The organism is Mesorhizobium sp. HAY1-8B, assembly GCF_056868045.1.
Genome location: NZ_CP200321.1, coordinates 3,794,944 through 3,808,487 on the forward strand (window position 1 = coordinate 3,794,944; position 13,544 = coordinate 3,808,487).

Below are 13,544 nucleotides of genomic sequence, written 5' to 3' on the forward strand. Positions count from 1 at the left end.
GCCTGTTCTTCTCGCCGTCGATTGGCGGATTGCAGGTCAGAGATGCAGCGTTCCAGGCGCTGAAGCCGCAATTTGCTGGAATGAATGTGGTAGCCGAGCTCGGTAAGCCTTCTTGGCTCGGCAGCGCCTCTCTAGGTAAGTAGCTCAGTTTCCAGCTGGACGATCTGTTCCCTGAGCAGTTGGGCTTCGGCCTGCCGCTCTTGCCGGATCCAGCTTCGCCCTCGCATTCTCCTGGTCCTCCAATGCTTTAGTCAAAAGCCCCGGAGGCGCTGCTGCTTCGGAGCACGCAAGTTCCGTCACCATTGTTGGATATTTTGTGGCTCGCGCCACAAGCCGCGGTTCAAAACTCGATCAATATGCGTCGGCATCTGCGCACGGCAACCTATCGATGGGATTTTTTTCGCGGCTGGGTTTGGTCAAATTGAGTGACACTCGGAGCCTATGGACTGACTTAAAAGCGCGATCGGCGAGACGCCTCCTTCAGCCGTTTACTGCACGGACGACGTCCGTAATAGACCTATCGTCCGCTTGCCCGGCATCGCATGGCAGAGGCGATGATTGAGCCAAGGCGCGGTCGGATGCAGCCGCTTCGCTGGGCAGAGCCGCTTGACTGTGGCCCACAACCGCTGCGTTTGTATGGTACAGGACTGCTGTCCCATCGTTAAGTTGAATCAAAATCGAACGACCGGGAACCGGGTCATTCGAGGAACAGTTTACATACCAAATGGTGAAAACGCTCAGCCAGGCTGTATGGAAGAGCGTTATGTAAATTAGAGAATTCTAATAGAGGCCATGAATGTGTTTCCTACCCGCCCATGACACCGACCGACTAACATGATTTCTTCTGATCACGAGCTTGATGCCGACTTCAATTCATCCGATCAGGATTTGCAGGCTTTTTCTTCGACAACCGGTGAGCGGACAATTGCGACGCAGCGGGGGAGGGCAACTTATCACCTCATGCCACCCGGGCTGCACACCTTCGAGGCGGGTGAACACGTCGTCCTTGTCGGTCTCGAGGCCGCACCAGTGTGTGCCACACTTGGAGGGGGCAAGGCCGAGCGCTATGACGCGCCGGCAGGAAGCATCATCGTCAAGCCGGCACATCTTGAAGCGCGGCTGCGTCTATCACAGGCGCGGGAGAGCGCCACTATCGTCTACCCGGACGACAGCCTCAAAGAACTTGCCAGGCAGCAATTTGGCCCAGTGGAAACGGAGTTGACGCCTCCGCCCCCGGGCACGCGGGACGACAATGCGTTGCGTGTCGCCCAACTGCTCAAGGCGGAGCTCAGGAAGAAGGAGGGAGCAAGCCGCTTCCACGTCGAGCAGCTGATCTCGATCCTGGGCATTCACGTGCTTCACGCATATGCCACACGAACCAGCGGACCCGAGCAGTTCAAGGGCGGTCTTTCCAGGCAGTCCGCGCAGAAACTGCTGGAGTTCCTGCGCATCAATCTCGCCCGCAAGATCTCTGTCGACGAGCTAGCCGCACTTGCAAAGCTTTCACCGAAGCATTTCACCCAAGCATTCAGCCGAACCTTCGGGATGGCGCCGCATCGCTACCTTTTGGACCTGCGGCTCGACCACGCCACGCGTCTGCTTTCGGACGAAGCCGTGACGATTGCGGAAGTTGCCTATCTGAGCGGGTTTTCCAGCCAGAGCCACCTGACGGCGGCGATGAGGAAGTATCGAGGCACGACGCCAACCCGCCTTCGATCCTCAATCTAACGCCCGATTTCGGGGGTCCGTTAAGCCTATATTAGCATTGCGAAATAACGAGTTGTGGTATTCGAGTAACACTCCGGTAGAAGCGTATCATCAGAACGAAGCGCGTCGGACGTTTTTGTCAAACGGCGTACCTTTTTGAAATACCGCTCGGTGTTTCCATGCCCATCTTTGATCCAATGTCCTGATTCCTCAAGATTCGGCGCATTATTACTTTCTAATATAGGGGGATACATGGCTGGCTTGGCCTGCGATGGGACCATCCATGACCAGAAGGACGGCGGCGGCGGTGCCGGCGACCCGAGGCTGAAAGCCGGCCACCTACATCCCGGGCGCGCATCCTCCCAAGCGCTACCGGCTCACAAGGGACGGGCGGCGAGAGAAGCAGATAGGCCTATTTTCTCCCAGCTCCTGCGCGGTGGCCGGATGACCAAATGGAAGGGCGAAGCGGCGAGCTACGCCGCTCATATGGCGCAGCCGGCCTTCTCGGCGGCGCGGGCGTTAGCCGCCCCGTTCCTGCCTGCGATCCTGCTGATGACGCTGGCCACCGGGACGGCCGGTGCCGCCGACAGATACTGGGATCCCAACGGCACGGCGGCCGGGACGGGCGGCACCGGGACCTGGGACGTGAGTTCTAACAGGTGGAGCCCCAATGGCGACGGCGTGAGCGGTCCCTACACGCCGTGGAACAACGGTGCGCTCGACAATGCCATCTTCGGCGGCGCCAATGGAACCACCGCCACGGTGACGCTGGGCGCGCCGGTCACAGCGAACAGCCTCACCATCAATGCCAGCACGACCTATACGGTCACGGGCAGCACGCTGACACTCGCCGGCGCCACGCCTACGATCACCACCAACGGAAATGCGACCATCAGTTCGATCCTGGCCGGCACCGCGGGACTGACCAAGGCGGGCGCGGGTATCCTGACCCTTACCGGCGCTAACACCTTCAGCGGCGGCATCAATGTGACCGCGGGCAGGTTGAACGTCAGTGGCGATTCGGCGCTCGGCGCCGCCAGCAACGGCATCACCTTGTCGGCAGGCACGATTCTGCAAAGCGCTGGCGCGTTCGGCGCTGGCCGTGTTGTTACGCTGCTCTCCGGCGCCTCCGCCATTGGTGGGGGCGTCGGTTCGGCGCACATCACCGGGGCCGGCGGCTTTTCCCTGGTCGCACAGACGACGCTGAGCGACGACACCAACGATTTCACCGGCCAGGTCGCTACCGACAGCTTCAACCTGTACTTCACGTCGATCGGCAATCTGGGCGAGGCGAGCGCGCTCGGAGCGGCGACCACGGTGGCCAACGGCACGGTCTTCGTCCGCAACGCCTCCGCCATCTATATCGGTAGCGGCGATACCTCGAACCGCGCCTGGAACATGGCGCCCAGCACCGGTGCTTCCGCCCTGACAAATCAGGGAACCGGCACGCTGACGGTAACCGGGGACATAATCGCGGGCGGCGGGTATACGCCATCTGTCATTCTGAACGCACAGACGGCAGACCTGGGGCTGCTGGGCGTCATCAGCAGCAACCTTGCAGTTCGGCCATTTGTATTCACGGGCGGCGGGACAAACCGCACCATCACATTGGGTGGGGCCAACACTTTTGGCGGTGCCGCCACGATCCAGACCGTTACCGTGAAGGCCAGCTCACTGGCGAACCAGGGCGTCGCCAGCTCGCTGGGTACGGGCTCGTCCATCCTTCTCAACACCGGCATATTGTCCTACACCGGCGCGGCGGCCAGCACCGACCGGACGCTGTCGCTCAACGGCGCCAGCGCGGTCTTCAATGACGGCACCGGCTCGCTGGCGCTGAGCGGTGCGGTCTCGTTCAATCCAGCCAATCCCGGCGACACCTTCACCCTTGGCGGCAGCTTCGCAGGCAGCAACACAGTGTCCGGCGTGATTTCCGGCAATGGCAACCTGGTCATGAATGGTGCTGCGGGAAGCAGCTGGCTGCTCAGCGGCGCCAACACCTATGTTGGGTCGACCACCGTCACCAGCGGAACCCTGCGGTCCGGCAGCGCCACCGCGTTCGGCGCGCCGAACGCGGTGATCGTCAATGGCGGCACGCTGGACCTCAACACCTTTGATACCACCGTCACGTCGCTCGCCGGCACGGGCGGCAGTGTGACGCTCAACGGCGGCGACCTGACGATCAACGGCACCACCAGCACCAGCTATGCCGGCGTCATCGCCGACGGCGCCACCGTCGGCGGCGGACTCGTAAAGCGCGGCACGAGCACGCTGACGCTGAGCGGGGCAAGCACCTATACCGGCGACACCACGGTCAATGGCGGCATGCTGGCGCTGAACTTCGCCGCGGCTGGCGCCCCGGCCAGCAACATCATCTCGGGCTCGTCCGGCCTCAACCTGGCCGGCGGCGTGGTCACGCTGACCGGCGCGGCGGGCGTGGCGAACAGCCAGACGTTCGACGGCCTGAACGTCAGCGCGGGCAACAACCAGATCATTGCCACCGCCGGCGCGGGCGGCAGCATGACGCTCAACCTCGGCGCGATCACGCATACCGGCGGCCTGCTCGATTTCAAGCTGCCGACGAGCGGCAGCATCACCACGACCAACGGCGACGGCGCGCTCAGTTGGGCAACCGTCAACGGCACCGATTACGCGCAGGTCGGCGGCGGCGTCATCACCGCCTTCACGGCCTATGCGAACAAGGACAATGCCAGCACCTGGCTGACCGGCGACGTGGTCAGCGACGCGGGCGGAGCGGCCAACACCCCGTTCACCAACACCGTTGCCGGCAATGTTCAGCTCGGCGGCATCAAATACACCGCCCCGTCCAACTCCATTGTCACCATCGGCGCCGGCAACACGCTGGGCGTGGACGGCACGATCATTGTCGCCGCCAGCGTCAACAATGCCAATCAGACCATCACCGGCGGCTCGATCACCGGCGCGGCCGGCGGTGGTACGCTGGGCGTGCTCGAAAACAGCACCGGCACCGGCACCTTCACGATCGCGTCGACGATCGTCGACAATGGCGGCGCGACCAGCTTCGCCAAGGGCGGCACCGGCAAGGTCGTACTGACCGGCGCGAACAGCTACACCGGAGGCACGACGCTGAGCGGCGGCACGCTGGCCATCGACAGCGTCGCCAATGGCGGCTCCGCGAGCAGCATTGGCGCTTCGAGCGCGGGTTCGGCGAACCTGGTGCTCGAGAGCGGCACGCTGGAATATACGGGTGTCGGGGCGGGCACGACCGACCGTGGCTTCACCTTGGTCAATGGCGGTGCGCCGCGGGCGATTCAGGTCGACAGCGGCAATCTGAGTTTCGGCGGCGTGGTCGTCGGGTCGGACGATGCCGGATTCAACAAGACCGGTGCCGGCACGCTGACACTCGCAAACGCTGCCAACACCTATGCCGGCGTCACGACCATCTCGGCCGGTACGCTGTCTGTCAGCACGCTGGCCAATGGCGGTCTGGCGAGCGGCATCGGCGCATCGTCGTCGGATGCCGCGAACCTCGTGATCCAGACCGGCGGAACGCTGCAATATACCGGGGCGACGGCCAGCACCGATCGCGGCTTCACGCTCAACGGAAGCGCGGGCGGTACGATCGATGTCACCAATGCGGCTACGACGCTCACCGTCGGCGGCACGGTGGTTGGCGCCGTGCCGTTCCACAAAGCCGGCGCCGGCACTTTGGTTTTTTCGGGTACCAACACCAATAACGGCCCGACGATGATCGACGGCGGCACGTTGCGCGCCGGCTCGACCCAGGCCTTCGGTGGTCCCAACGCCATGAATTTGGCGGATGTCGCCGGCGTCACGCTCGACCTCAACGGTTTCAACAACAAGGTCGGCGGATTATCGGGAGGCGGCGCGAATGGCGGCACCGTGCGCCTCGGCGGAGCGACCCTGACGGTGGGCGGGACGACCGTCAGCTTCAGCGGCTCCATCACTGGAGCCGGCGGCATCACCAAGGACAACAGCAGCACGCAGACACTGGTTGGCTGCAACAACACCTATACCGGCGCGACGAACGTCATTGGCGGTACGCTGAGCGTGGATTGCCTTGCCAATGGCGGGCAGGCAAGCGGCATCGGCGCTTCGACCAGCGCCTCGGCGAACCTTGGCCTGAACGGCGGCGTCCTTGCCTATACCGGCGGCAGCGTCAGCATCGACCGCGGCATCACGCTCGCCACTACCGGTGGCGCCATCAACGTGGTGAATGCCGCCACCGTGCTCGGCGTTAGCGGCCCGATCGTCGGTGCCGGCGCCCTCCGGAAAGACGGCTCAGGCACGCTCGTCCTGTCTGGCAACAACACCTACACAGGCATCACGACGGTTACAGGTGGCATCCTGCGCGCCGGCTCCACCAGTGCTATCGGAGTGGGTGGATTCGGCCTGAACAACACCGCCGGTGCCGCACTGGATCTCAACAATTTCAGCACCTCCATCTCCTATCTGAATGGCGGTGGCGCAGCAGGCGGCAACGTCACGCTTGGCACGGCGACGCTGACCATGGCCTCGAACGGCGGAGCGGGCGGTTTTGCCGGCGCGATCAGCGGGAGCGGTGGGCTGGTCAAGGGCGGAACCTTCACCCAGGCGCTCACCAGCTGCGCCAGTTCCTATACCGGCAGCACGACAGCAAAAGGCGGAATACTGCAGGTTTCGTGCCTAGCCAACGGCGGCGTCAACAGCGCGATCGGTGCGTCGAGCAACGCGGCGGCCAATCTCGTCCTCAACGGCGGCACCCTGCAATATGTCGGGACTGGCGACAGCACCGATCGCCTGTTCACGCTCGGCGCCTCGGCCGGCAGCCGGCTCGAATCCTCGGGTACCGGCGCGATCGCCTTCACGAATACCGGGGCGATCGCGTTCACGACTCCCGGCACGCCCCAGACGCTGGCGCTCGGCGGCACCAACACCGGCAACAACAGCCTTGCCACGCAGATCACCAACAATGGCGCCGGCGTCACCGCGCTGACCAAGGACGGTGCCGGCAGCTGGATCCTCAACAATCAAAACAGCAGCTACACCGGCGTCACCACGATCAATGGCGGCGTACTCGGCGTCAGCAAGCTGGCAAATGGCGGCGCGGCAAGCAGCATCGGCGCCTCGTCCAACGCGGCCGCCAACCTCGTGATCGGCAACGGCTCGACCCTGCGCTATACCGGTAGCGGCGATACGACCGACCGGCTGTTCACGCTTTCCGCCGGCACCAGCTTCATCGAATCCTCCGGCACGGGCGCCGTCGTCTTCAGCAACACGGCCGCCGTGACCTATTCCGGCAGCGGTCCGCGCACCATCGCGCTCGGCGGCACCAACACCGCGCTCAACATCATGGGTGGGGCGATCGCCGACGGCGCGGGCGGCGCGACAACGCTTGCCAAGAACGATGCCGGCACCTGGGCGCTCACCGGCAACAACACCTTTACCGGCAACACCGTCATCAACAACGGCAATTTGATGATCGGCAATGGCGGCACCACCGGCAATGCAGGCGCCGGCAATGTGATCGTCAATGCCGCCACATCGACTTTGTCGTTCAACCGCAGCGACACGTTCAATTTCAACGGCCTTCTCAGCGGCCCCGGCACCATCGCGCAGGTCGGGACGGGCACCACCGTGCTGACGCAAGCCGGCAACGACATCGGCGCGACCCGAGTCGACGCGGGTGTCCTGCAGGTCAATGGCGGTCTCACCACGCCGACGATCGCCTTGAACGGCACCGGCGCGCTCACCGTCAACGGCACGGTCGGAGCCGCCGCCGGCGGCTTCTCGACGATCACCGGCGATGGCGGGGCAAGCACCATCAACATTGGCGCCGGCGATACGTTGCGCGGCAATGGCAATCTTGGCGCCGGCAACGACACGGTGAATGTCAGCGGCACGCTCGCCACAGGCGCCGCACAGCTCAACCTCGGCGCCGGCAACGACACGCTGGTGCTCAATGACACCGCCGTCATCAGTGGCGCGGGCGTCGATGCGGGCACCGGCGGCGAAACCGGCGCGGGCGACACGCTGCAAGTGGTTACCGCCGCGGGGCGGACACTGGACGCCGCCAATGTCAGCAATTTCGAGACTCTCTCCAAGCAGGGCGCCGGCACACTAACGCTGACCGGCAACCACGGCTACAGTGCCGGCACGACTATACAGTCCGGGACGCTGCAAATCGGCAACGGCGCGACGGCCGGGGCGCTCGCGACGCCAGCCGTTACGAACAACGGCGTGCTCGCCTTCAACCTCAACAGCGATTACATCTTTGCCGGCGCGATCTCGGGCAGCGGCACGGTCAACAAGCTCGGCAGCGGCGTTACGACGCTCACTGGCACCAACAGCTATAGCGGCGCGACCAACGTCAATGCCGGCACCCTGCTCGTCAACGGCAACCAGTCGGGCGCGGCCGGGCAGATTTCGGTCGCCGGCGGCGCGACGCTTGGCGGCACAGGCATTATCGGCGGCAGCGTCACGGTCGCCGACGGCGGCACGTTGAGCGCCGGTGGAGCAGGCAGCATGCCCGGCACGCTGACCATCAACGGCAATCTCGCCCTCGGCAATTCCAACCTCAACGTCGATTTCGGCCAGGCCAATGTGCCTGGCGGCGCGCTCAACGACCTGATCAACGTCGGCGGCAATCTCACCCTCGACGGTATGCTCAACATTACGCAGACATCGGGCGGCAGCTTCGGCCCCGGCATCTATCGCGTGTTCAACTATGGCGGCTCGCTGATCGACAACGGCCTCAACGTCACCGATCCGAACTATTTCGTGCAGACATCGGTCGCCAACCAGGTCAATTTGGTCAACTCGGCGGGCCTGACGCTGAGCTACTGGGACGGCGACGCCGGTCCGCATTCCAACGGTGCCGTCAATGGCGGCAACGGCACCTGGCGTGCCGCCGGCGACCAGAACTGGACGGACTCGACCGGACTTTTCGCCGCTCCCTTTGCCAATGGCAGCTTCGCCATCTTCCAGGGTACGGCTGGGACGGTGACGGTGGACGGCACGAATGGCCCGGTTTTGGCTGTCGGCATGCAATTCGCGATCGGCGGCTACCAGGTGCAGGGCGCGGACCTAGGGCTTGTTGGGGCGCAGTCGACCATCCGCGTTGGCGACGGCTCGGCGGCGAGCGCGGGCTATACGGCAACCATCGCCTCGAACCTCACGGGGGCCGGGCAACTGGTCAAAACCGACGCCGGCACGCTGGTTTTGGCAGGTGCCAACACCTACACCGGCGGCACCGCGATCAATGGCGGCACCGTGCAGATTTCTTCCGACAGCAATCTCGGCGGCTTCCCCGGGGTTCTTTCGCTTGACGGCGGCACGCTGCACACAACCGCCGGTATCGCTTCCGGGCGCTTCGTGACGCTCAACGCCGGCGGCGGCACATTCGATATCGACGGCGCGACCAACCTGGCGCTCGGCGGCACCATCGCAGGTGTTGGCGCGTTGACCAAACAAGGCGGCGGCACACTCGTCCTGGCAGGCTCCAACACCTATCAGGGAGGCACGTTCATCAAAGGGGGCACGGTCCTGATCACGGCCGACGCCAATCTTGGCAGTGCGGCGGGCAAGGTCACTTTCGATGGCGGCACCCTGCACGTGAGCAGCCTGTCCAACGTGACTTCCGGACGCAACGCGACCCTTGAAGCGGGCGGCGGCACATTCGAGATTGACAATACGCTTGTATGGAATGGAACCATCGACGGCGCGGGCGGGCTGACAAAAACCGGCACGGGAGCGCTGTTCCTCGGCGCCGACAACACCTACACCGGCGGCACGACCATTGCGGGCGGCGTCCTGGCTTTGGGCACTGGCGGCACGACGGGTGCGGTTCTCGGCGATGTGGTCGACGACGGCACGCTCAGCTTCAATCGCTCCAACCTTTATACATTCGACGGCACGATCTCCGGCAGCGGCAGCGTTACCCAGGCCGGAACGGGGACCACCGTGCTCACGGCCGAGAATAGCTATTCCGGCTTCACCATCATCAATGGTGGCGGTGGGCTCTACATCAATGGAGACCAGACTGCGGCGAACGGACAGACCATCGTCGCCGCGGGTACGCTTGGCGGCACGGGCGTTGTCGGCGGTGACGTCTTTGTTGACGTGGCAGGCAGACTGGCTCCTGGCGGCCTTGGCGCCACGCCCGGCACGCTCACGATCAATGGCAGTCTCGATCTGGCCTCCGGGTCGAACCTCGACTATTCGTTCGGCCAGGCGGGCGTGGTCGGCGGCGCTTACAACGATCTGACCGTCGTGCATGGCAATCTGACGCTCGATGGCACCATCAATGTCACGGAAGCCCCGGGCGGCAATTTCGGGCCGGGCATCTATCGCGTCATCAGCTATGACGGCGCGCTTGCCGACAACGGGCTGGACACAACATCGGCCAGCCACGTGGTGCAGACGTCGGTCGCGGGTCAGGTCAACCTCGTCGACATCAGCGGCCAGACCCTCAATTTCTGGGATGGCGACGCCGGTCCAAAAAGCAATGACGTTGTCAACGGAGGAAACGGAACCTGGCGGGCCGCTGGAGACGACGACTGGACCGGTTCGGATGGCAACCTGAACGCGGCCTTCACCAACGGCAGCCTTGCCATCTTTGCCGGCGCAGCCGGTATGGTCAGCGTCGACAACACCAATGGCCAGGTGCAGGCCGTGGGCATGCAGTTCGCGACCGGCGGGTATGTGGTCCAGGGACAGGACATCGAATTGCTCGGGCCGCAGTCGACCATCCGGGTCGGCGACGGCACGCTGCTCGGGGCAGGCTTCAGCGGAACCATCGCATCGAACCTCACAGGTGCGACTCAACTGGTGAAGACCGACCTTGGCACGCTGGTGCTGGCCGGCACCAACAGCTACACCGGCGGCACGGCCATCAAAGGCGGCACGCTGCAGGTTTCGGCCGATGCCAATCTGGGAGCCGCCGCCGGCGGCTTGAGCCTGGACGATGGCTCAACGCTGCAAACCACCGCCGCCATCACCTCGGCGCGCAATGTCACTCTCAATGCAGGTACCGGCACCTTCCAGACCGATGCGGACCTTACGCTTTCGGGTGCAGTCAGCGGCGTTGGCGGTTTGAATAAGACCGGCATCGGAGCACTCACCCTGACCGGCTCCAACAGCTATGCCGGGCCGACCACGGTGACGACGGGCGGCCTCTATGTCGATGGCGACAACAGCGCTGCTACCGGCCTCGTCTCGGTCGCGAGCGGCGCGACGATTGGCGGCAAGGGCTCGATCGGCGGCGATGTGATTGTCTCCGACGGAGGTACCTTGGCGCCCGGCTCAGTCGACGGCACCCCAGGCACGCTGGCCATCACTGGTAACCTCAACCTCTCCAGCGGCTCGGTCCTGAACTATTCCTTCGGCGAGGCGAACGTCGTCGGTGGCGCGCTTAATGACCTCACGACAGTCGGCGGCAATCTCGTCCTCGACGGCAAGCTCAATGTCACCACGAGCGCAGGCGGTACCTTCGGGCCGGGCGTCTACCGCGTCTTCAGCTATGGCGGCACGCTGACCAACAACGGCCTCGTCGTGGGCACGATCCCGTCAACCGGCTATTCGATCCAGACCTCGATCGATCACCAGGTGAACCTCGTCAACACCCAAGGCCTGACCTTCAACTACTGGGACGGCGCTGCCGGGCCGAAGAACAACGGGGTAATCAATGGCGGCGATGGCGTCTGGCAGACCTCGGCCGGCAATGACAACTGGGCCAACGAGGCCGGCACCATCAATGCTCCCTTTAACGATGGCTCCTTTGGAATCTTTGCCGGCCAGGCCGGCGCGGTGACGGTGGATGACGGCTTGGGGCAGGTGACGGCCTCCGGCATGCAGTTCATGACCGATGGCTATGTTGTCCAGGGTGACGGCATCGACCTTACCGGACCGTCGAGCAGCATCGTCGTCGGTGACGGCACCGCCGCCGGCGCCACGATGAAGGCAACGATCGCCTCGGTTCTCTCGGGCGACGCGCAATTGGTCAAATCCGACCGCGGCGCGCTGGTCCTGACCGGCGCCAATACCTACACCGGCGGTACAGCGATCAACGGCGGCACGCTGCAGGTCTCCGCCGACGCTAACCTTGGCGACGCGGCAGGCGGACTCAGCTTCGACGGCGGCACGCTGCGCACCACTGGCAGCTTCGCCACCGCGCGCGCGGTGAACGTGATGAGCTCCGGCACGGTCTCCACCGCCGCCGCCACGACTTTGACCCTGAACGGCGCGCTGACCGGATCGGGTGCATTCACCAAAGCCGGGGATGGAACCCTTGTGCTGACCGCAGGGGGCTCCGCTTTCGCCGGCCCGACCTCTGTCCAGCAGGGCACCTTGTCGGCGGGTGCGGCGGATGCGCTGGGCGCGGCATCGGCATACACCGTCGCCTCAGGTGCAACGCTCGATCTCCGCAGTTTCAACCAGACCGTGGCCTCGCTCGGCAATGCGGGGTCCGTGCGGTTGGGCAGCGCGCCGGGCACGACGCTCACCGTCAATGGCGATTACACCGGCAACGGCGGAACCATCTTCCTCAATGCCGCGCTCGATGGCGATGCTTCGACCACCGACAAGGTCGTCATCCACGGCAGCACCTCCGGCACCGGCATTCTTGCCGTCGCCAATGTCGGTGGGGCAGGGGCCCAGACCGTCGAGGGCATCAAGATCGTCGATATCGACGGGAGCTCGGTCGGCACCTTCTCTCTTGCCGGTGACTATGTCTTCCAGGGCGACCAGGCCGTGGTCAGCGGCGCCTATGCCTACCGGCTCTACAAGAACGGCGTGAGCACGCCGACGGATGGTGACTGGTATTTGCGCTCCGCGCTCATCAATGGATCGCCGAACCCACTCTATTCGCCGGCGGTGCCGATCTATGAGGCCTATCCAGGCGTCCTGCAGAGTCTCAACGAGCTGGGTACCCTGCAGCAGCGGCTCGGCAACCGCTCCTGGACAGGTGCCGCTCAGGGCGCCGACGAGATCGGCAGCGTTCCGACACAGAACGCCATTTGGGCCCGCATCGAGGCCGCTCACACGAGCCAGAGCCCCGAGAGCGCCACAACGGTCTCGGACTATGACGTGACGACATGGAAGCTGGAGACGGGGGTCGACGGGCTGCTCTACGAGGACGCTACCGGTATCCTGCTCGGCGGTGTCTCTTTCCATTATGGCACGGCCTCGTCGGAGATCTCGTCGATCTATGGCGTCGGCTCCATCAATGCCAAGGGCTATGGCTTCGCTGGTACCCTGACCTGGTATGGCGATAACGGTTTCTACGCCGATGGCCAGGCGCAGGTGTCGTGGTATGACAGCGACTTGAAGTCCGCCACGCTGGGCAGCGAGCTCGCCAAGGGCAATAATGGATTCGGCTATGCGCTGAGCATCGAAGCCGGCCAGAAATTAGCGCTCGGGGGCAAATGGACGCTGGCGCCGCAGGCTCAGCTCTCCTATTCCGCGGTCCGCTTCGACAGCTTCACCGATCCGTTCGACGCGGCGGTTTCGCTTGACAGCAGCGAGGCGCTGATCGGCCGTGCCGGCCTGTCCCTCGACTATGAGGATGCCTGGACGGGTGCACGAGGCAAGGTAAACCGCTCGCACCTCTACGGCATCGCCAACCTCTATTACGATTTCCTCGATGGCAACAACGTGGACGTCTCGGGCACTTCGTTTCACGAGCACGATCAGCCTCTGTGGGCCGGCGCAGGTCTCGGCGGATCGCTCTCTTGGGCCGACGATCGCTACACGGTCTTTGGCGAGGCCTTCGCCAAGTCGAGCCTGAAGGAGTTTGGCGACAGCCAGTCGATCGGCGCGAAGCTCGGCCTCAGCGTCACATGGTAGTCAGCCGATACCCG

2 protein-coding genes are annotated in these 13,544 nt (G+C 64.3%); both read left to right on the plus strand.

What is annotated here, in order from left to right; genetic code table 11:
- The first annotated feature begins 834 nt into the window (after nucleotides 1–834).
- Nucleotides 835–1,728, plus strand: a complete 894-nt coding sequence (locus AC1VON_RS17825; protein WP_483124364.1) for a helix-turn-helix domain-containing protein — start codon at nucleotides 835–837, stop codon at nucleotides 1,726–1,728.
- A gap of 423 nt (nucleotides 1,729–2,151) precedes the next feature.
- Nucleotides 2,152–13,530: an autotransporter-associated beta strand repeat-containing protein gene (locus AC1VON_RS17830; protein WP_483124365.1), complete on the plus strand. Its 11,379-nt coding sequence runs from the start codon at nucleotides 2,152–2,154 to the stop codon at nucleotides 13,528–13,530.
- The last annotated feature ends 14 nt before the right edge of the window (nucleotides 13,531–13,544 follow it).